This window comes from Cellulomonas sp. H30R-01 (assembly GCF_010119915.1).
GTDB classification, from domain to species: domain Bacteria; phylum Actinomycetota; class Actinomycetes; order Actinomycetales; family Cellulomonadaceae; genus Cellulomonas; species Cellulomonas algicola.
The window spans coordinates 3,595,694-3,614,914 of sequence record NZ_CP048210.1; the positions used below are offsets into that span (position 1 = coordinate 3,595,694).

At 74.1% G+C, this 19,221-nt stretch carries 18 protein-coding genes; 7 read left to right on the forward strand and 11 right to left on the reverse strand.

Features of this window, described 5'->3' with window-relative positions:
• Positions 1 to 2 precede the first annotated feature (2 nt).
• From GXP71_RS16110 to GXP71_RS16125, 4 genes are all read right to left on the reverse strand, one after another.
• Positions 3 to 317, reverse strand: coding sequence for a pore-forming ESAT-6 family protein (locus GXP71_RS16110; protein ID WP_162353470.1), 315 nt, complete (start codon positions 315 to 317; stop codon positions 3 to 5).
• 11 nt (positions 318 to 328) lie between these two features.
• Entirely contained in the window at positions 329 to 655 is a 327-nt protein-coding gene (locus GXP71_RS16115; protein ID WP_202924271.1) for a hypothetical protein, read from the reverse strand.
• A gap of 293 nt (positions 656 to 948) precedes the next feature.
• A complete protein-coding gene (gene map, locus GXP71_RS16120; protein ID WP_162353472.1) occupies positions 949 to 1,713 on the reverse strand; it encodes a type I methionyl aminopeptidase in 765 nt (254 codons plus the stop codon).
• Positions 1,714 to 2,161: 448 nt separating this feature from the next.
• Positions 2,162 to 6,301 (reverse strand): CHAT domain-containing protein, encoded by a 4,140-nt coding sequence (locus tag GXP71_RS16125; RefSeq protein ID WP_162353473.1) that lies wholly within the window; start codon positions 6,299 to 6,301, stop codon positions 2,162 to 2,164.
• A 290-nt stretch (positions 6,302 to 6,591) separates the two neighbouring features.
• Between GXP71_RS16125 and GXP71_RS16130 the strand changes: the two genes are divergently transcribed.
• Complete coding sequence (locus GXP71_RS16130) at positions 6,592 to 6,759, forward strand: hypothetical protein (protein WP_162353474.1); 168 nt, start codon at positions 6,592 to 6,594, stop codon at positions 6,757 to 6,759.
• A 91-nt stretch (positions 6,760 to 6,850) separates the two neighbouring features.
• Here the strand turns inward: GXP71_RS16130 and GXP71_RS16135 are convergent, their stop codons facing one another.
• Entirely contained in the window at positions 6,851 to 7,309 is a 459-nt protein-coding gene (locus GXP71_RS16135; protein ID WP_162353475.1) for a GatB/YqeY domain-containing protein, read from the reverse strand.
• A gap of 165 nt (positions 7,310 to 7,474) precedes the next feature.
• Between GXP71_RS16135 and GXP71_RS16140 the strand changes: the two genes are divergently transcribed.
• Both GXP71_RS16140 and GXP71_RS16145 read left to right on the forward strand, forming a co-directional pair.
• Entirely contained in the window at positions 7,475 to 7,999 is a 525-nt protein-coding gene (locus GXP71_RS16140) for a hypothetical protein (RefSeq protein WP_162353476.1), read from the forward strand.
• Between the two features lie 234 nt (positions 8,000 to 8,233).
• Positions 8,234 to 8,950 (forward strand): GTP pyrophosphokinase family protein, encoded by a 717-nt coding sequence (locus tag GXP71_RS16145; protein WP_162354408.1) that lies wholly within the window; start codon positions 8,234 to 8,236, stop codon positions 8,948 to 8,950.
• Positions 8,951 to 8,952: 2 nt separating this feature from the next.
• Here GXP71_RS16145 and GXP71_RS16150 read toward each other — a convergent pair whose 3' ends face one another.
• Positions 8,953 to 10,110 (reverse strand): thermonuclease family protein, encoded by a 1,158-nt coding sequence (locus GXP71_RS16150; RefSeq protein WP_162353477.1) that lies wholly within the window; start codon positions 10,108 to 10,110, stop codon positions 8,953 to 8,955.
• Between the two features lie 63 nt (positions 10,111 to 10,173).
• Positions 10,174 to 10,842, reverse strand: a complete 669-nt coding sequence (locus tag GXP71_RS16155; RefSeq protein ID WP_162353478.1) for a class II aldolase/adducin family protein — start codon at positions 10,840 to 10,842, stop codon at positions 10,174 to 10,176.
• Positions 10,843 to 10,969: 127 nt separating this feature from the next.
• On the opposite strand from GXP71_RS16155, the gene GXP71_RS16160 reads away from it, so the two are divergent.
• The 4 genes from GXP71_RS16160 (at position 10,970) to nirD (ending at position 14,832) form a co-directional block, all read left to right on the forward strand.
• The gene (locus GXP71_RS16160; protein ID WP_162353479.1) at positions 10,970 to 11,218 is read left to right on the forward strand and encodes a hypothetical protein; all 249 of its coding nucleotides are present in this window, start codon (positions 10,970 to 10,972) and stop codon (positions 11,216 to 11,218) included.
• A 50-nt stretch (positions 11,219 to 11,268) separates the two neighbouring features.
• Positions 11,269 to 11,694 carry a hypothetical protein gene (locus tag GXP71_RS16165; protein ID WP_162353480.1) on the forward strand — a complete coding sequence of 142 codons (426 nt, stop codon included), beginning with the start codon at positions 11,269 to 11,271 and terminating at the stop codon, positions 11,692 to 11,694.
• 193 nt (positions 11,695 to 11,887) lie between these two features.
• Complete coding sequence (gene nirB, locus GXP71_RS16170; protein WP_162353481.1) at positions 11,888 to 14,479, forward strand: nitrite reductase large subunit NirB; 2,592 nt, start codon at positions 11,888 to 11,890, stop codon at positions 14,477 to 14,479.
• Positions 14,476 to 14,832: a nitrite reductase small subunit NirD gene (gene nirD, locus GXP71_RS16175; protein WP_162353482.1), complete on the forward strand. Its 357-nt coding sequence runs from the start codon at positions 14,476 to 14,478 to the stop codon at positions 14,830 to 14,832. The genes nirB and nirD overlap by 4 nt, the downstream gene beginning before the upstream one ends.
• A gap of 22 nt (positions 14,833 to 14,854) precedes the next feature.
• Here nirD and GXP71_RS16180 read toward each other — a convergent pair whose 3' ends face one another.
• The 4 genes from GXP71_RS16180 to fdhD form a co-directional block, all read right to left on the reverse strand.
• Entirely contained in the window at positions 14,855 to 15,412 is a 558-nt protein-coding gene (locus tag GXP71_RS16180) for a DUF6036 family nucleotidyltransferase (RefSeq protein ID WP_162353483.1), read from the reverse strand.
• Positions 15,409 to 15,909 carry a helix-turn-helix domain-containing protein gene (locus tag GXP71_RS16185; RefSeq protein ID WP_124342234.1) on the reverse strand — a complete coding sequence of 167 codons (501 nt, stop codon included), beginning with the start codon at positions 15,907 to 15,909 and terminating at the stop codon, positions 15,409 to 15,411. Before GXP71_RS16185 ends, GXP71_RS16180 begins: the two co-directional genes overlap by 4 nt.
• An 81-nt stretch (positions 15,910 to 15,990) precedes the next feature.
• Positions 15,991 to 18,294, reverse strand: a complete 2,304-nt coding sequence (locus GXP71_RS16190; RefSeq protein ID WP_162353484.1) for an FdhF/YdeP family oxidoreductase — start codon at positions 18,292 to 18,294, stop codon at positions 15,991 to 15,993.
• The gene (gene fdhD, locus GXP71_RS16195; protein ID WP_162353485.1) at positions 18,291 to 19,202 is read right to left on the reverse strand and encodes a formate dehydrogenase accessory sulfurtransferase FdhD; all 912 of its coding nucleotides are present in this window, start codon (positions 19,200 to 19,202) and stop codon (positions 18,291 to 18,293) included. The genes GXP71_RS16190 and fdhD overlap by 4 nt, the downstream gene beginning before the upstream one ends.
• Positions 19,203 to 19,221: the final 19 nt, after the last annotated feature.

Genomic DNA, 19,221 nt, shown 5'->3' on the forward strand with positions numbered 1-19,221 from the left:
CGTCAGCCGATCGCGTCGACGGCCGCCTTGGCCTTCTTCAGCGTGTCCTGCGCCGTGGCGTCGTTCTTCTCGAGCGCGCCGCGGAGCGTGCGGATGATGGTGCGGACCTCGCCGGCGACCCGGTTCCAGCGGGCCTCCTTGGCGGCGTACTCCTCCGAGACGCCCGACGCCTGGTAGTCGGCCATGGCCGTCTTGACGTCGCGGTCACGCGCGTCGATGAGCGCCTCGAGGCGCTGCGCGACGGCGTTGAAGTTCTCCTGCGCGGTCGTGGACGCGCCCAGGTCGAAGTCCCGACGGTCGATGCTGTTGCCGCTCATCGCTCTCCCCCTCAGCCCTTCGCCGAACCGAAGCGCGCCGCGTCGAAGGCGGACCCGCCCTGCGCGGCCTGCGTCTCGTCGGCCATCTGCAGGTCGCCCTCGCCGAACGACTTGTCCATGCCGCCGATGCCCTGGAGCACCGAGGCGAGGGCGCCGTTGAGGTCGACCGCGATGCGGTCGGTCTCGCCCTTGAACTTGTCGAACGCCGCACGACCGGCGCCGTTGAACTTGCCCTGCAGCGGCTCGGCGGCCGCCGCCAGCTGACGCACCAGCGCGCCGAGGTCCTCGTTCGACGACGACGTCTTCTTCGTCAGCGTCGAGAGGACGTCGGATCCCATCGCGAACTTCACATCAACCCCCTCGCGGTTCGGCGTCCCAGGGCAGGACGACCCGAGCATCCTGCCAGGAACCGGACGGATCCGCGTTCCCCTCGTCCACAGGACAGGCCGGAACCACACGTACGGGTGCCTCGGGCACGTGTGGCGACGAGTGCCTCACGCACCTGAGTAGCACGGACCACCGACAGGGCGCAGCCGGGGACGCCCCGATTCACCCGCGTCGAGCGTGCAGCGGGCGGCCGGCACGAGCCCTGAGCGGTCGGCGCGCCGGCCCCGCCTGCGGGGGCGTCCGGTCAGTCGCGCGCCGTGAGGACGACCGTGCCCTCGGGGGTCAGGGCCACCGTGTGCTCCGCGTGCGCCGCGAGCGACCCGTCCGCGGTGCGGATCGTCCAGCCGTCGTCGTCGATGACGTAGTCGTCGCCGCCCGCCATGAACCACGGCTCGATCGCCACGACGAGACCGGCCTTGAGCCGCACCCCGGTGCCCTCCCGGCCGAGGTTCGCGACGTGCGGCTCCTCGTGCATCGTCCGCCCGACGCCGTGCCCGCCGAAGTCGGCGTTGATGCCGTAGCCGGCGGCACGCCCGATGCGGCCGATCGCCGCGGAGACGTCGCCCATGCGCGCCCCGACCCGCGCGGCCGCGATGCCCGCGTCGAGCGCCCGCTCGGTCGTCTCGATGAGGCGCTGCGCCTCGGGCGTCTGGGTGCCGAGCTGGAACGTGAGCGCCGAGTCGCACACCCAGCCCTCGACCTGCGCCGCGAAGTCGATGCTCAGGACGTCGCCGTCCTCCAGGACCTGCGCGGACGGCAGGCCGTGCAGCGCGGCGTCGTTGACCGACGTGCACAGCACGCCGGGGTACGGGATGGCGCCGAACGACGGGTGGTAGCCGAGGTAGACGGACTGCGCGCCCGCGTCGTCGATCATGCGGTGCGCGTGCGCGTCGAGGTCGAGGAGCGTCATCCCGGGCCGCGCGACGTCGCGCAGCGACTGCAGGACTCCGGCGACGAACCGGCCGGCCGGCCGCATCGCCTCGATCTGGGCGGGGTTCTTGAGGGCCACGGGACCACCTTGTCATGCCGTCGCCGCAGCGCCGGACCGGGGCCGGACCACGGCCGGACGGTCGCCGCACCACCCGGCGAGGGCGGACGAGCAGCACCGTCGCGAGACGGCCGGGCAGAGCCGACGCCCCACCCGAGGGAGGAAGGTGTCCGGGCAGGGGACAGCCCGTGGGCCGGACCTGGACGGTCCTGCCGCGGCGGACGAGGTCGCGGCTCCCACGGGCTGCGGTGACTGCCGGGTATTCGCTCGCCGCCCCTCGCCGTCCGACGGCGGGAAGCAACGGGCGGACGTGCAGTCCGTCCCGAGCTGTTCGGGCGACTAGCGGACAGTCACCTCACGCGTCCTGGAAGACTTCATGTTCCGGACCACCTCCTTCCCGTGTGCTGTCGACGCTACGTCGCGTCCGCGCGACCGCCAACTCATTTCGCCGCCCGCGAAGCGCGACGGCTCACGACGTCCACGCCGCGAGCTCCCAGTCGTCCTCGCGCAGCGCGCGCACCCCGGCGGAGCCGAAGCGTCGCGACCACTCGCGCCCGGTCCGGCAGTCGAGGAACCCGGCGAACATCTCGGTCACGACCCGGTCGCGCACCCGCGGTGACGTGACGCACCCGTGGACCGCGGCGTTGTACATGCCGAGCAGCTCGAGGTGCTCGCGGCTGTCGGCGGGGTCTGCGGCCCCGAAGACCGCGTCGAGCACGTCGCGACGCCCGGCGCGCAGGAGCCACGTGCGGGTGCGCATCGGGTGCAGGCCGGCCATGAGGGCGAGGGACGGCACGGCCGCGTCGAGCGGCAGCGTGCCGGCGCGGTCGAGGCGCTCGAACGTCCCGAGGACGGCGTCGGGGTGGTAGAGGCCGACGGCGCCGAGCCCGCGCAGGCAGCAGGACCGCCAGCCGGGGTCGGCGTCGGGGCGCAGCCACTCGTCGAGCACGTCGAGCGACGTGCCGGTCCCCGCGCACGCGAGGCCGAGCGGCACGAAGACGAGGTGCCGGCCGCCGAGCGGGCCGGCCGCGGCGTGCTCGTCGTGCGGGCGGGCGGTGACCAGCCGCGTGAGGCGGTCGAGCCGCGGCACCCACGACGCGGGCGTGCGGTCCGGCGCGACGACGGCGTGCGCGACCAGGAGAGCGCGCTGCGTGCGGGCGTCGGCGCCGTCGGCCAGCGCGGTGACGAGCGCGTCGGTCCCGGTGGGGTCCGCGAGGCCGTGCACGGCGACGACCAGCGCGGCGAGCACGCGGAACATGGTCGTGTCGGACGCCAGCAGCGCGCGGAGGTCCGGCGTCAGGGTGCCCACGTCGGCGTGCGGGTCGAGGCCCGCGAGCACGCGTCGTGCGGCCGGCGCCTCGGGACGGTCACCGCCCAGCTCGACCGGTCCGTCGGGCCGGCCCGGCGGGGTGAACAGGAGCAGCACACGACGGGCGATGCGGCGCGCGACGACACCCTCGACGACGAGCCGCTGCACGAGCGGGCCCCACGGGCGCAGCACCCCGATCCGGTCGACCAGGACGTGCCGCCACAGCCGGCTCGTCGCGTCGACGACCGCGGGGTCGGCGCACCCGTTGACGTAGTTGGTCACGGTGACCTGGGAGAAGAAGGTGACGAGCGGCCACGTGCTGCGGCGCGGCGGGAAGACGTGCAGCCGCCCGACGACCCTGTCGAGCACGTCGCCGATGAGCCGCTGCGGGTCCGACGTGCCGTTGGAGTACAGCGCGAACGCGGCGGCCACGGCGTGCGCGTCGGTGCTGTCGGGGTCGGTCACGACGCCCGCGTACACGTCGGCCTGCGCGGCGGCGGGCAGCAGGCACGTCGCGTGCAGGGCGATGCGCTGGAGCTCGGGCGCGTCGTGCACGGCGACCCGGACCAGGAAGGCGGTCGCGGCGGCGGGTGACCGCTCCGCGTAGGTCGAGAGGACGTCGAACACGGCCCCGCGCAGCAGCGGCACGTCGGACGTCCCGAGGAACCGGACGACGCGCTCGACGGCGCCGGTGTCGCCCGCGCGCAGGTGGAGCGCGACGAGGTCGCGGTAGGGCAGACCGAGCAGCAGCGGGTCGTGCACCGAGGCGGTGAGGGCGCCGACCCAGTCGGGTTCCAGCGCACGGTCGCCGAGCGCGCGCCGCGCGTCGAGCCGCACCTCGCGCCGGGGATCCGGCCCCGCGGGTGCCGGAGGCGCGACCCCGTCGTCGTGCGGCAGCTCGAGCAGGTGCCCGGGCGCGTGCACGAGCGGGTACGACGCGCCGACGTCGTCGGGATGCGCGAGGTCCGTCGCCGTCAGCGCCACCGCGCCGCCCACGACCCGACGGTGCGCGGCCGCCTCGTCGACCCGCAGCAGGTTCGGCCCGCCCGACGGCAGCGTGGCCGCGCGGAGCGTCGCGACGAGCGACGAGTGCGCGAGCCGGCAGCCGTCGGCGTCGGTCACGACGAGGCCGCCGAGGCCGTCGACGAGCGCCGCGACCCGCGGGAGCGTCGAGCCGAGCCACCGGACGAGCGCCGGCAGCGGCACGGGCCCGCGGGCGACCGCGAGGTGGGCGAGCAGCGGCTCGAGCGCCGCCGCCCACTGGTCGCGCCACGTCGGCCCGAACGACTGCTCGAGCGTCGCGCGCAGGTGCCGCTCCGACGACGCGTCGACGTCGCGCGGGAGCTCGAGGTCCTCGAGCGCCACGTCGGGACGCGCGAGCAGCTCGTCGGCCGCGTTGCGCGCGACCAGGAAGTTCCCGCCGGCCCGGGCGACGAGCGCGGCGACCTCGTCGTCCCCGCGCCCGCTCCCGTCGAGGCGACGACGCAGGTAGCCCGTGAGGTCCGCGTCGACGAGCGCGCGCCGGTGCGGGCTCGCGAGGTCCAGACGCGCGGCGGAGACCGCGTCGAGCGCGGTCGCGACGGCAGGGTCGGTGCCCGCGACGAGCACGCGCACACCGGGCACGGCGGCCAGGCGCAGGACGGGGTCGAGACCGTCGTGGTCGAGCCCGTCCACGAGCACGCGCACGGTGGTCCCCTGCGGCGCGACCGTCAGCGCAGCGCGCAGCGGCTGCCCGACGAGGACCGCGAACAGCTCCTCGGGCGGCAGGTGCGCGAGCCCGTACGGGCCGGCGGCGTCGGCACGGACCGGCTGCCAGCCCGGCACGGTCGTCGCGAGCTGCTCGGCCAGGGAGCGCACCACGGACCGCGGGTCGACGCCCGCGCCCCCGCCGCCCGGCGGGCTCACGTGCACCGCGCTCCAGCGGCTGCGCACCGACTCCAGCAGGTCGACGGGTGCGTCGGGCTCGGCGGGGGTCGTACCCGCACCGGCGAGCCATCCGGCCAGGACCGACGTGCCCGAGCCGACGTCGCCCGTGACCAGGAGGGCCGTCGACGGGCTGTCCATCCACGCGGCGACCTCGCGCACCGCCCACCAGCGCGGCTGCAGCACGTCCGGGACGACCCCCGTGGGCACGCGGTCCCGGGGCGGCACCGCGGCGACAGGCGTCCCGGGCGACGCGGCGGGCGGGACGAAGACGCGCGGCGACGTGCGCGTGTAGAGGACGGGCGTGACCCACTCCGGCCCGCGCAGCAGCGCACGTCGGGCCGCGGTGACCGCCTGCTCGACGAGCGCACCGGCAGCCAGCCGCTCGTACAGCGCCGCCGCCGCGGCGTGCGCCGACCGGTCCGTCACCGGGTACTGCATCGCGACCGCGACGGGCACGCCCGCACGCACGAGCTGGTGCGCCGACCCGGCCTTCGGCTCCTGCGTGCTGACCTCGCCCGTGCTGCACCCGTTGAGGACGGCCACCCGCAGGTGCGGTGCGGCCAGCAGGTGGTCGGCGAGCGTGCGGGCGTCGAGCACGTCCGCGGTGCCGTCGTCAGCCGTGAGCGCGAGGACCCCGCCGCGCGCGTCCGCACCGCCGTGCCCGACGACGTGCAGCACGTGCCAGCGGTCGTCGAGCGTGCGCCGCAGCGCGTCGAGCGTCGGGGGGGCGAGCCGGTGCAGCTCGACCCGGTCCCCCAGCGGCGCGAGGGCCTCGCGGAGCGCGTCGACCTCGCGGTCCACGTCGAGCGGGGGCAGGTCGCTCGGCGACGCGGCGACGACGAGCACGCGCAGCGTCCCGTCGAGCGGTGCGGGGTCGGCCGGGGTGGACGCGTCGGGGTAGCGGACGACGAAGACGCCGTCGGTGTGCACGAGGTACGTCGATCCGTGCAGCAGCAGCTCCCACGGCAGCGCCGCGACGTCGGGGGCGTCGTCGAGCTGGAGCCGGACCCGGACGGCGCCGCCGTCCCGCCCCGCGCGGTCGCGCGCCGTGACGAGGAGGTCGCGTGCGTCGTCCGCGAACACCGCGTCGAACAGCGCGCGGCCCAGCGTCTCCGTCCGCTCGGTGAGGGCACGGGCGGCGTCGGCGTCGGGACGGGTGCGGCCGCGGGCGTCCGCGAGCGCGTCGGCGAACGCGGTCACGTCGGCCGCGACCGGAGGCGTGAAGGGGCGGGTGGTCGACGTGCCGAACGCGTCGCAGGACACGACTGCGAGGTACGTGTCGCCGTCGGGGACGACGCGGACGTCCACGTCGACGACGGCGCGGTCGGCCCCCGGCGGCGCACCCGCCGGCGGGTCGTCCAGGCTCGTCGTCATCGCGTGCCCCCCAGCCGCCACCCCTGGCGCGGGCGTCGACGACGCCGGCGCGACGTCGCGGACCGCCGCCGGGCGTCCCGACCGCGTCGCGCGACGCAGCGAGCGTACGGCCGGGACCACCGCGGATGGGTGGTTCTGCGGTGATTTCGCCCGGTATCCGGAGCGTTGGACACGTCTCCTTCCCTTCACATCGGCCACGGGGCGGCCGATGGTCCGGGTATGTTGCCGGACGCACGCCGTCACTGGACGGGCGCCCAGAACGTCTCGCAGAGGGCACGCAGGAGGACGACATGAACCCGCACGACAACGTCGCGCCGCGCGCGACCGCGCAGAACCTGACGCACGCGTTCACGGACCCGAACCCGTTCCTGTCCGAGGACCGCACGATCCTCGTCAGCGGCCGCGCGACGGCCATGCAGCGCGGGCTCAACACGGAGCCGGAGCGCACCGAGGACTGAGCCCGGGGGTACCCGAGCACGACGAAGGCCCGGCCAGGAGGGGATCCCTCCACGGCCGGGCCTCGTCGTCTGCGGCGGGCGTCGCCCCCGGTCAGCCCGCGAGCGCCGCGCGGACCAGGGCGGACAGCTTCTTGCCGTCGGCGCTGAGCCCGGCGCGGGCCGTCGCCTCCTTCATCACGGCACCCATGTCGCGGAGGCTGCCGGCCCCGGTGGCGGCGACGACGTCGTGGACGAGCGCGGCGAGCTCGTCGTCCGACAGCTGCTGCGGCAGGTACTCCTCGACGACGTCGGCCTCGGCGGACTCGTTGGCGGCCCGCTCGTCGGCGCCCGCGGTCGTGTAGATCTCGGCGCTCTCCCGACGCTTCTTCACCTCGCGGGCCAGCACGCGCAGCACGTCGTCCTCGGTCAGGTCCTTCTCGACGGGACCGGCCTTGGCCTCGGCGCGCACCGCGGCGACGAGCTGGCGGAGCGTGCCGGTGCGGAACGAGTCCCGCGCCTTCATGGCGGTCGTGAGGTCGGAGGTCAGGCGGTCGAGGGTCGGGGTGCTCATGCGGCCATCCTCCTCTGCGGCGGCCGGGCGCGGCGATCCGAATCACCGCTCCGGGATGCGGGCGCGCGCGCGCCGACCTCACCTCGCGGAGGCTCCGCGCGCGACGACGCACGCCGCGCCCACCGCGCACGGTCGCCGTCGAGCACGTCGACGAGGGGGACCGCCATGACCGTCCGACGCAGCACCCGACGTCTCGCCGCAGGGCTCCTGGCCGCGGCGCTGGTCGTCGCCGCCCCGGCCGCCGCGGTCGCGCACGGCGGCGGTCACGGCGGTGGTCACGGGCCCGGAGGCGGGCACGGGCACGACCGGCCGGCGAGCTATCTGCTCGACCCCGTCGGCCCGGCGTCCGACGACGTCTACCCCGAGGGCGTCGCGGTGCACGGCGACGACTTCTCCGTGGGCAGCACGACCGACGGCACGGTCTACCGCGGCGACCTCGACGACCCGACGGCGACGCCGTTCCTGGCCGGTGGCGCCGACGGCCGCACGTCCGCGGTGGGCATGAAGACGGACGGGCGGACGCTGGTCGTCGCGGGCGGGTCCACCGGTCGCGTGCTCGCGTACGACGTCCGGACGCGCGTGCTCGTCGGCTCGTGGCTGGTCGCGCCGACCGGTGCGCCGACGTTCGTCAACGACGTCGCGATCAGCCCGCGCGGCGACGTCTCGTCGGGCGGTCGCTGCTGGTCGTGAACAGCCAGTTCGGCGAGCGCGCCGCAGGTGAGGCACCGGGCCCGTTCACGGTTTCGCGGGTGCCCGCGCCGTCGCGCCGGACGCGCCGGACGCGGCGGAGATGCCGGTACCCGCACCCCGGACCTCCGGCCCGGAGGGGCCTGCGGGGCCGCGACGTACCGTGGATGGGTGACCGAGACAGCACCCGTCGGCCCCGACCACCCCGTGCCCGACCCCGCCGAGATCCGCGCCCTCATGACGGACCTGCGGCGCCTCGTGCTCACGTACAAGTTCGGGATCGACGAGGTCATGACGAAGCTCTCGATCCTGCGCGAGGACTTCCGGCACATGCGCGACTACAACCCCGTCGAGCACGTCGGGTCCCGGCTGAAGTCGTTCGAGTCGATCCTCGCGAAGTGCCGCCGCAAGGGCATCCCGCTCACGCCCGACGCGATCCGCGAGCAGATGTTCGACGTCGCCGGCGTGCGCGTGACCTGCTCGTTCGTCTCGGACATCTACCGCGTGCGCGACATGCTCGTCGGTCAGGCGGACCTCACGCTGCTCGAGGAGCGCGACTACATCGCGCACCCCAAGCCCAACGGTTACCAGTCGCTGCACCTCATCCTGCAGGTGCCCGTGTTCCTCTCCGACCGCGTCGAGGACGTCGTCGTCGAGGTCCAGCTGCGCACCATCGCGATGGACTTCTGGGCGAGCCTCGAGCACAAGATCTTCTACAAGTACCACCGGCAGGTGCCGCAGCACCTCATGGACTCCCTGCGCCTGGCGGCCGACGTCGCCGCGTCGCTCGACGCGTCGATGGAGCGGATCCACGACGAGGTGAAGGCCATGGCGGCCGACGACGACGCGACTCGCGCGGACTCGGACCCCCTCGGACCCGAGGAGGCGATCCTGCGCGGCTTCTGGCGCACCGCCGAGGCCGCGGAGGCGGACCGCCAGCGCCTCGACGGCTGAGGTCAGCCGATCGGCAGCTTCGTGGTGCAGTCGATCTTCGTGTAGCGGCGACCCTTCGAGTCGATCGACGTCCCCGCCGGTCCGTAGGCGCGGCACCCGGTGTACGTGTCGACCGTGCCGCCGCCGGACCCCCCGGTCCCTCCGCTCGTCGAGCCGCTCGTCGAGCCGCTCGTCGAGCCGCCGGAGGACTGCGACTTCTGCGCCCGGCGGGCCGCCTCGGCCTGACGGGCCGCCTCCGCCTGGCGCGCCGCCTCCGCCAGGCGCGCCGCCTCCGCCAGGCGCGCCTCCTCGGCCAGACGGGCCGCCTCGGCCTCGGCAGCCAGCCTCGCTGCCTCCTCTGCGGCCAGTCGCTCGGCCTCGATCCGCTGCTCCTCGGCGTGGCGGATCGCGTCCACCTCGCGCATCGCCTTCTGCGCCGCGTCGCGTGCCTCCGCGGCGCGGGTCCGCCACGCCGCGCGGTCCTCGTCGTCGTACCCGCGCCACGTCGAGTCACCGCCGGCGTCCAGCGCGTCGACGAGCACGCTCGCCACGCCGACCGCGGCGAGGAGCGCCGTCCGGTGGCGGTCGATCTCCTCCAGCCCCACGCCGACGCCGAGACCGGCGGCCGCTGTGACCGCGTCCTGCTGGGCAAGCTCGGCGGCGGCGACCTCGGCGGGCAGCGTGCACTCGACGTCGGCCGAGTAGAGGCCGCGTCCGGCCTCCCGCGCCTCGTCCTCGGCCGCGCGCACGTCGGGGTAGAACGTGTCGTTCGGCTCGAACACGACGGCGTGACCGAGTCCCTGTCGGGCGATCTCCGCGTTCACGAGGAGGTCGTCGACGAAGACCCCGGCGAGGAGACGCTCGTACCGGTCCGTCGGCTCGACGTCGAGCTCGAGTCGCACCTCCGTGCCCGCGGGCAGCAACGTCCGCAGCAACTCGGCGGACTCCGGCCCGAGGCACTCGACCTCGGAGTCGGGGTCCACGGACTCGGGGGCGTCGACGTTGAGCAGCCGCACCCTGACCTCGTCGTCGCCGCGCCGCACGTCGACGGTGTCACCGTCGACGACCCGGACGACGGTCGCGACGGGCGGTTCCTCGCACGCGACGAGAGCGCCGGCGACGGTCGCCGCGCCGACGACGGCGGCCGCGAGACGGAGGGCCGGGTTCTGCAGTCTGGGCACCCCAGGGCATCGGCGTGCCCGGCGGGCGCCTGGAGTGTCGACCCCGTCACAGCCCGCTGCGGGTCACGGGAGGCGTGCGCCCTCCGGGACCGCGATGGCGTCGTAGGCGAGGACGTGCGGGGTGCCGACGCGGCTCGCGTGGAACAGGACCTCGGCGTTCTCCTCGACCGCGACGGCGACCTTGAAGGCGAGCTTCAGGGAGGCGCCGACCGCGAGCAGCCCGTGGTTCGCCCAGACGACCGCGTCGACGTCGTCGCCCATGAGAGCCGCGCTGCGCTCCCCGAAGGCGGCGCACGTCGAGAACTCGAACGGCATGACCGGCACGGGCCCCTTGGCGTACAGGACCATGTTGAGCAGGACGGGGTCGATCGTCCGGCCGAGCGCGCCGAGGACGTTCACGAACGTCGACTCGGTGTGCACGATCGCCTGGACGTCGGGCCGGCGACGGTAGTGCGCGAGGTGGACCGGGAGCTCGGTCGACGGGAGCAGGTCGCCCTCCACCACCGTGCCGTCGATGTCGACGACGAGCATGTCGTCGGGGCGCATGGCGTCGTAGCGGATGTCGGACGGCGTGATGACGATGCCCTCGAAGCCGTCGTCGCCGTGCACGCGGACGCTGATGTTGCCCTGGGTGTTGAAGTTGAGGCCCGCCTGCACCGACTCGCGGCAGTAGTACAGGATCTCCTCGCGCAGCGCCTGGTCGGCCCTGGACCGCGTTCCCGTGCGGGTCATCGTCGTCTCGCCTTCGCGCCTCGTCTTGAAACCTTTCAAGCCGACTTTCCCAGTCCGGCGTCACCCGTCTGCAGGACGAATGTCCTGAACCCGCGCGCGGCAGGCGCCGGTGCGCTAGAAACACCGCGTGCTCACCATCGCGGCCGCTGCCGCTGCCGCTGCCGCCTCACCCGACCCCGGGTTCCCACCGGGCGCCGTCGCGCTCGTCGTGGTGTTCGTCGTCGTCGCGATCCTGATCTCGCTCATCCCGCGACGCGACGGCGGCACGCGCCGGTCCGGCCAGGACTCGCACCGCTCGTCCGTACATGCCGGGGGCGGCGACGACGGGTGGTCGGGAGGCTTCGACGGAGGCGGCTCGGACGGTGGCGGGGACTAGCCCCGGCCGCATCCCGGGTTCGCCGCCCGTCGGCTCCTAGGCTCGGCAACATGCTCCTGCCCGAGCCCGCCGACATGTACGTCCTCCTGGTGCGGACGGACTACTCCGACGAGTCCGCGTGGCTGGTGGCTCTGAAGGCCGCGACGGCGGCGTACGACGTCGGGGACTTCGAGCGCGGCGGCGCCTGCCTGCAGCCGGTCCAGCGTCCCGAGCTGGCCGGCCTGACCCCGGACGACCTGGTGCTGCTGCCTCGCGACGGCTACATCTCCGTGCTCGCCGTCGCGGACGCCCGCACGATGCATGACCAGACCGTCCTGTTCGTCGACCTGAACGAGTACAACGATCAGATCGGGCGCACCTTCCGAGCGGTGCCCGAGGAGGTCGAGCCGATCACCACGAACCTCGCGCTGGGGAACATGGACTTCTTCGAGTTCGCCGACTCGACCCCACCGGACGGCGTCTTCCGCGGCTTCTAGCGCGGGCCCGTACGTCGACGGACGTCTGAGCACGGGTCCGCGTGGGCGGGGTGGCGACGAGACGCACGAGCTCGTTCTCTCACCGGGGCCGTCGGCGGTGTGAGGTTGCGTGGGTCCAAGGGCCCGTCGCGGGCCTCGGACGTGCACGGATGCTGGTCGCAGCACCGTTCGTCCCCCACAGGAGTCCACTCCGATGCGCACCTCTCCTCCGCCCGCACTCGGCCGGGTCGTCGTCGTCGGCGCCGGCATGGTGGCCCACCGCCTCGTCGCCGGCCTGCTCGACCGGGCGCCCGCCGGCGGCTGGCACGTCACCGTCGTCGGCGACGAGCCGTGGGCCCCGTACGACCGGGTCCACCTGTCCGAGCTGATCACGGCGGACCGCACGCCAGCCGACCTCGCGCTCGAGCCCGGCGTGTGGGAGGACCCGCGCGCGTCGCTCATCACGGGCGACGCCGTCGACAAGCTCGACCGCGACGCGCAGACCGTGACGACCCGCTCCGGCGTGGTGCTGCCCTACGACCAGCTCGTCCTCGCGACCGGGTCGTGGGCGTGGACGCCGCGCACCGAGGGCACGGACCTGCCGGGCGTGTTCCGCTACCGGACGCTGACCGACCTCGACGAGCTCCGTGAGTGGGTCGCGGACCGGTCCGCGGTGCTCGGGCGGCCGCTGCGCGGCGCGGTCGTCGGCGGCGGCGTCCTCGGTCTGGAGGCTGCGGCGGCGCTGCAGCACCTCGGCGCGAGCGCGACCGTCGTCGAGTTCGCGGACCACCTGATGAACGTCCAGCTCGACGCGGGCGGTGGCGAGGCGCTGCGGGTGCTCGTCGACGGGCTCGGCATCGACGTCCGCACCACGACCGGCTGCACGGGTCTCGCGGCGGCGGACGACGGCGCGGTCGCGACCATGCGGCTGTCGACCGACGACGAGATCCCCGCCGACGTCGTCGTCTTCTCGACCGGCGTGCGGCCCCGCGACCGGCTCGCGCGTGAGTCGGGCCTCGCGATCGGCGAGCGCGGCGGCGTCGTCGTCGGCGCGTCGTGCCGCACGTCCGACCCGGCGATCTGGGCGATCGGCGAGTGCGCGTCGTTCGAGGGCGAGTGCACCGGCCTCGTCGCCCCGGGCAACGCGATGGCCGACGTCGTGGTCGACCGGCTGCTCGGCGGCCCGCGCCTCTACACGCCCGCTCCCGAGGGCACGAAGCTCAAGGGCGTCGGGATCGACGCGGCGTCGTTCGGCGACGTGCTGGCCCTGACACCGGGCGCGCTCGAGGTCACGTTCACCGACCCCGTCGCGAAGACCTACCGCAAGCTCGTCGTGTCCGACGACGCGCGCACGCTGCTCGGTGGTGTGTTCGTCGGCGACGCGGCGCTCTACCCCCAGCTGCGGCCGATGCTCGGGCGCCCGCTCGGTGCCGACCCGTCCGCGTTCCTCGCGCCCGAGGGCGGCGCGCCCGACACCGGTGCGGACCTGCCCGACGACGTCGTCGTCTGCTCGTGCACCAACGTCACCGCGGGGACGGTCCGCGAGGCCGTCACCGAGCACGGCTGCACGACGGTCGGCGAGGTCAAGGCGTGCACCAAGGCCGGCACGGTGTGCGGCTCGTGCGTCCCCGTCGTCACCAAGATCGTCAACGCGCAGCTCGAGGCGTCGGGCATCGAGGTCTCGCGGGCCATGTGCGAGCACTTCGCGATGCCCCGCGCAGACCTGTACGCGCTCGTCGCGGCGGGTGCGGCCCGCACGTTCTCCGAGATCGTCGCGGCGCACGGCACCGGCCGCGGCTGCGCCGTCTGCAAGCCGGTCGTCGCGTCGATCCTGTCCTCGCTGCGCGCCGGGCACGTGCTGGAGCGCGAGCACGCCGGGCTCCAGGACACCAACGACCACGTCATGGCGAACCTGCAGAAGGACGGCACCTACTCGGTCATCCCGCGCGTCCCGGGCGGCGAGATCACGCCGGAGAAGCTGGTGGCTCTCGGCGAGGTGGCGGCGGAGTTCGGCCTCTACACGCGCATCACGGGCGCGCAGCGGATCGGCATGTTCGGGGCCCGCATCGACCAGCTCCCGGCGATCTGGCAGCGGCTCATCGACGCCGGGTTCGAGTCCGGGCAGGCGTACGGCAAGTCGCTCCGCGCCGTGAAGTCCTGCGTCGGGTCGGCGTGGTGCCGGTTCGGCGTCCGCGACTCCGTGAGCATGGGCATCCTGCTGGAGAACCGGTACCGCGGGCTCCGGACGCCGCACAAGTTCAAGGTCGGCGTCTCCGGGTGCGCGCGCGAGTGCGCCGAGGCACGCGGCAAGGACGTGGGCGTCATCGCGACTGCGGGCGGCTGGAACGTCTACGTCGGCGGCAACGGCGGGGCCACCCCGCGGCACGCCGACCTGCTCGCGGAGGACCTCACCGACGACGCGCTCGTCGCGGTCATCGACCGGTTCCTCGCGCTCTACGTCCGCCGCGGCGACCGGCTCCAGCGGACCGCGCCGTTCGTCGCCGAGTACCCCGGCGGCATCGAGGCGCTGCGGGCTGTCGTCGTCGACGACAGCGAGGGCATCGCCGCCGACCTCGAGGCCGACGTCGCCGCGCACGTCGACGACTACCGCGACGAGTGGGCCGCCGCCCTGGAGGACCCCGACAAGCTCGACCGGTTCACCGCGTTCGTCAACGCCCCCGACGCGCACGACCCCGACCTCGCGTACACGCCGCTGCGCGGGCAGGTCCGCCCCGCCGAGCCCGGCGAGGTCGCGCACCACGACCCGCGCGTCGCGCGCACGCTCACCCTGGAGGTGACCCGGTGACCGCCATCGCCCTCAGCACCGACGTCTGCGCGCTCGACGCGCTCGTCCCCGAGCGCGGGGCCGCCGCCCTCGTCGACGGCGTGCAGGTCGCGCTGTTCCGTCTCGCCGACGACACCGTCCTCGCCGTGCAGAACCGCGACCCCTTCGCGGCGGCCAACGTCGTCGCGCGCGGCATCGTCGGGTCGGTCGGCGACACCCCGACCGTCACCTCGCCCATGCACAAGCAGGTCTGGGACCTGCGCACCGGCGAGTGCCTGGACACCGGCGGCAAGACGCCGAAGGACGTGACGCCTGACCTGACGACCTGGGCGGTCGACGTCCGCGAGGGCCGGGTGGTCGTCGCGCCGCGATGACCAGGGCTGACAGTTGCGGTGATCACCCGCTCGCCTGAAGTCGCGCGGTGACCGCCTCGACCCACGCCCGGAGCCGACGCGCGTGCGGTCCCGGGACATCGGCGAGGTCCAGGCGTTCCAGCACGACCGGCGGGTCCAGGAGCCCGGCGCGGAGCAGCGCGTGCACGAAGTCCAGGTCCTTCTCGCGGAACGCAGCGAGCTTGGACACGGCCAGGTCGTGCCGTTCGAGGCACAGTGCACGTCCTGGTGCCGACGACAGCGACTCCCATCGCACCAACCGGTCCTGCCACCCGACAGGCAGCACGATGAGGCCGTCGATCTCGACCCCTTGGGCGTAGTACCCGTACATCTGGTGGAAGCCCGAGTCCTCGCCGATGGCACCGTCGACGGCCAGAGCCTTCTTGGCGGCGTCCACGCCGAGGAACGCGACGTCGGCCTCGATCGAGCCGACCGCTTCGTCCGGCAGGTCGTCCTCGTCGAACGACCCCAGGATCGACTGCGACCCGACGATGACGATGTCGGGCGTGCTCGTGATCGTGGACGCGGCTCGGAGGATGTGCGCGAGGTCGGAGCGCTTCATCGGGCTGCGTCCAGAGCGGCGAGGCGTTCGTCCTCGGTCAGGACACCAGCGAACGGCGAGTTCTGCCGGAGCTCGCGCGAGCGCTGCGACGGCGACGTGAGCGCCAGCAGGAGGTCGTCGAAGGGGCCGTCCAGGAGCTGCTGCCACTGCGCCAACCACTGCGCTGGGCGGCCGCGTGTGTGCCTGGTCCGCATGTGCGCGAGGTTCTCCCTGGCGAGCTCGACGAGCTCAGGATGAAGGACGAGCTTCCCGGCGGTCGCGAATGCCAGGTAGAGCGACCGGCGCTGGTCGGCGGACAGTCGCTGGGTCGAGTACCGCAGCCTGTCCACGTCGGACCGGCGCACTCGTCGGTGGGCGCCCGACATCTCGTACGGCAGGTCGCCGCGCTCGGTCAGGTTCACGACGTGCTGCCGCGACGCGCCCAGCAGACGAGCGACCTCTCCGGTCGTGAGGAGCTCATCCACCTCACCCCAGGAGGCATCCGACGCCGTACGCATGGACCAACGCTAGAGCCACAAACACCAGAAACACAACGCATGAACGCGGCGCTTGCGTTTTTGGTGTCTACGCCTGCGCGGTCAGCGGTCGGTCGCCCGGCGCTCCAGGCGGACGACGATCGCCTTCGAGACCGGGGTGTTGCTGTCGAGCGCGGTGCTCGCGAGCGGGACCAGGACGTTCGCCTCGGGGAAGTACGCCGCCGCGCAGCCACGCGATGTCGGGTAGGCGACCACGCGAAGGTTCGGCAGGACGCGGTCGGGCTCGCCGGGCCACTCGCTGTGCACGTCGACACGGTCGCCGTCGGCCAGGCCCAGGTCGTCGAGGTCATCCGGGTTCACCAGCACGACGTCACGCCCCCGACGGATGCCGCGGTAGCGGTCGTCGAGGCCGTACATCGTGGTGTTGAACTGGTCGTGCGCGCGGACGGTCTGGAGGATCAGCCGGCCCGGCGGGCACTCGACGGGCACGAGGTCGTTGACGGTGATGTGCGCCTTGCCGCTCGGCGTCGGGAACGTGCGCGAGTCGCGCGGCCCGTGCGGGAGGACGAACCCGTCCTTGTGGCGGACGCGGGCGTTGAAGTCCTCGAAGCCCGGCACGACGCGCGCGATGGAGTCGCGGATCGTGTCGTAGTCGCGCTCGAAGCCCGCCCAGTCGACGGGACCGTCGTCGCCCAGCACCGCGCGGGCGAGGCGCGTGACGATCGAGATCTCCGAGAGCAGCAGCGGCGACACCGGCGGGAGCGGGCCGTGCGTCGCGTGGACCGCGCACACCGAGTCCTCGACGGACACGAACTGCGGGCCGGTCTCCTGCAGGTCGAGGTCCGTGCGGCCCAGCGTCGGGAGGATGAGCGCCTCGGTGCCCGTGACGACGTGCGAGCGGTTGAGCTTGGTCGACACCTGCACGGTCAGGTCGGTGCCGCGCACCGCCGCCTCGGCCGCGCGGGTGTCGGAGATCGCGCCGACGAAGTTGCCGCCGAGCGAGAACCACACCTTGACGTCGCCGCGCTGCATCGCCTCGACGCACGCGACCGAGTCCAGCCCGTGCCGGCGCGGCGGCTCGAACGCGAACTCGGCGGCCAGCGCGTCGAGGAACGCGTCCGGCGGCCGCTCCCAGATGCCCATCGTCCGGTCGCCCTGCACGTTGCTGTGCCCGCGGATCGGCGACGCACCGGCGCCGGGCTTCCCGATGTTCCCCCGCAGCAGCAGGAGGTTGATGATCTCCTTGATGGTGTCGACGCCCTTGCGGTGCTGCGTGAGCCCCATCGCCCACGTGACGATGACGCGGTTCGCCGCGAGGTAGCGGTCGGCGAGCTCGTCCATCTCCGCGACCGTGAGGCCCGTGGCCGTGAGGACCTCCTGCTCGTCGAGGTCCGCGAGGTGCCGACCGAGGTCGTCGAGGCCCAGCGTGTGCGCGTCGAGGAACGCGTGGTCGAGCACCGTGCCGGGCGCGCGGTCCTCCGCCTCCAGCACGCGCTTCGAGACCCACTGGAGCAGCGCCATGTCGCCGCCGCTGCGGATCTGCAGGAACTGGTCGGCGATGTCGGTGCCGCGGCCGACGGCCCCGCGCAGCGTCTGCGGGTTCCGGAACCGCTTGAGCGACGCCTCGGGCAGCGGGTTGACCGCCACGACCGTCGCGCCGTGCCGCTTGGCGTCCTCGAGCGCGGTGAGCATGCGCGGGTGGTTCGTGCCCGGGTTCTGTCCCATGACGACGATGAGGTCGGCCTGCGCGAAGTCGGCGTACGTGACCGTCGACTTGCCGATCCCGATCGTCGCGCCCAACGCCGAACCCGTGGACTCGTGGCACATGTTCGAGCAGTCGGGCAGGTTGTTCGTGCCGAACGCCCGGACGAAGAGCTGGTAGACGAACGCCGTCTCGTTCGCGGCGCGGCCGCTCGTGTAGAACGCCGCCTGGTCGGGCGAGTCGAGGCCGCGCAGCCGGTCCGCGACGATCCGGAACGCGTCCTCCCACGTCACGGGCACGTAGTGGTCGCTGCCGGCCGGCTTGTGGACAGGCTCGACGAGCCGCCCCTGCGACCCCAGCCAGTACTCCGAGCGGTCGGCCAGGTCCGTCAGCGAGTGCTCCGCCCAGAACGACGTCGGGACGGTCAGCTGCGTCGCCTCCCAGCTCACCGCGCGCGCGCCGTTCTCGCAGAACTCCGCCATGCCGCGGTGGTCCGGGTCCGGCCACGCGCAGCTCATGCAGTCGAAGCCGTCCTTCTGGTTGAGCTTCGTGAGCAGCCGCAGGGCGCGGGCCGCGCCCATCTCCCCGACCGCGTACGACATCGCGTTCGACACCGACGGCAGGCCCACGGCCCACGACGCGGGCGCGTGCACCTCCGTCGAGGGCGCGGCGGCTGCGTCGACGAGGGGCGGTCGACGCGTCATCGGGCGGCCGCCTCGACGGGCTGCGGCCGGACGGGGGCGGGGAGGGCGTCGGCCGACGACGGCGGGGCGGCGGTCGACGGCGCGACCACCCGCTCCGCACCCGCGTAGGCGACCATCGACGGCCCGCGCAGGAACCCGACGAGCGTCATCCCCGCCGACCGCGCGAGGTCCACGGCGAGCGACGACGGCGCCGACACCGCCGCGAGGAACGGGATGCCCGCCATCCACGCCTTCTGCGTGAGCTCGAACGACGCGCGCCCCGACACCATCAGCACCGTCCCGCGCAGCGGCAGCCGGCCCGCGGCCAGCGCCCAGCCGACGACCTTGTCGACCGCGTTGTGCCGCCCGACGTCCTCGCGCAGCACGAGCAGCTCGCCGGTGCGCCCGTCGAACAGTGCCGCCGCGTGCAGGCCGCCCGTCTTCGCGAACACGTCCTGCTGCTCGCGGAGCCGGTCGGGGAACGTCGCGAGCAGCGCGGGCGGGACGACGAGGTCGTCGCCGTCGACGGTCCAGCACGAGTGCGTCCGGACGGCGTCGATGCTCGACTTCCCGCACAGCCCGCACGCCGACGTGCTGACGAACGCACGCTCCAGACCGGCGTCCGGTGCGGGCACGCCATGGCCGAGCGTCACGTCGAGGACGTTGTACGTGTTCTCGCCGTCGACGGTCGCACCCGCGCAGTACCGGGCCGCGGCGACGTGCTCCCGACGCGAGACGACGCCCTCCGACACCAGGAACCCCTGCGCGAGCTCGACGTCGTGGCCGGGCGTGCGCATCGTGACGACGAGCGACCGACCGCCGACGCGGATCTCGAGCGGCTCCTCGGCGGCGAGCAGGTCCTCGACGTGCCGCGGCGGGCCGTCGACGGTGATCCGGGTGACCCGGGTGCGGACCGCGATCCTCGACATCACCCCATCATCGCGCCGC

What these genes read in the sequence shown, in the direction of transcription:
- GXP71_RS16180 (WP_162353483.1), bottom strand. Translation starts at nt 15,412, where the DNA reads ATGAAGCGCTCCGACCTCGCGCACATCCTCCGAGCCGCGTCCACGATC.
- GXP71_RS16140 (WP_162353476.1), top strand. Translation starts at nt 7,475, where the DNA reads ATGACCGTCCGACGCAGCACCCGACGTCTCGCCGCAGGGCTCCTGGCC.
- GXP71_RS16190 (WP_162353484.1), bottom strand. Translation starts at nt 18,294, where the DNA reads ATGACGCGTCGACCGCCCCTCGTCGACGCAGCCGCCGCGCCCTCGACG.
- GXP71_RS16115 (WP_202924271.1), bottom strand. Translation starts at nt 655, where the DNA reads ATGGGATCCGACGTCCTCTCGACGCTGACGAAGAAGACGTCGTCGTCG.
- GXP71_RS16145 (WP_162354408.1), top strand. Translation starts at nt 8,234, where the DNA reads ATGACGGACCTGCGGCGCCTCGTGCTCACGTACAAGTTCGGGATCGAC.
- GXP71_RS16155 (WP_162353478.1), bottom strand. Translation starts at nt 10,842, where the DNA reads ATGACCCGCACGGGAACGCGGTCCAGGGCCGACCAGGCGCTGCGCGAG.
- GXP71_RS16135 (WP_162353475.1), bottom strand. Translation starts at nt 7,309, where the DNA reads ATGAGCACCCCGACCCTCGACCGCCTGACCTCCGACCTCACGACCGCC.
- fdhD (WP_162353485.1), bottom strand. Translation starts at nt 19,202, where the DNA reads ATGTCGAGGATCGCGGTCCGCACCCGGGTCACCCGGATCACCGTCGAC.
- GXP71_RS16125 (WP_162353473.1), bottom strand. Translation starts at nt 6,301, where the DNA reads ATGACGACGAGCCTGGACGACCCGCCGGCGGGTGCGCCGCCGGGGGCC.
- GXP71_RS16165 (WP_162353480.1), top strand. Translation starts at nt 11,269, where the DNA reads ATGCTCCTGCCCGAGCCCGCCGACATGTACGTCCTCCTGGTGCGGACG.
- GXP71_RS16130 (WP_162353474.1), top strand. Translation starts at nt 6,592, where the DNA reads ATGAACCCGCACGACAACGTCGCGCCGCGCGCGACCGCGCAGAACCTG.
- nirB (WP_162353481.1), top strand. Translation starts at nt 11,888, where the DNA reads ATGCGCACCTCTCCTCCGCCCGCACTCGGCCGGGTCGTCGTCGTCGGC.
- GXP71_RS16185 (WP_124342234.1), bottom strand. Translation starts at nt 15,909, where the DNA reads ATGCGTACGGCGTCGGATGCCTCCTGGGGTGAGGTGGATGAGCTCCTC.
- GXP71_RS16110 (WP_162353470.1), bottom strand. Translation starts at nt 317, where the DNA reads ATGAGCGGCAACAGCATCGACCGTCGGGACTTCGACCTGGGCGCGTCC.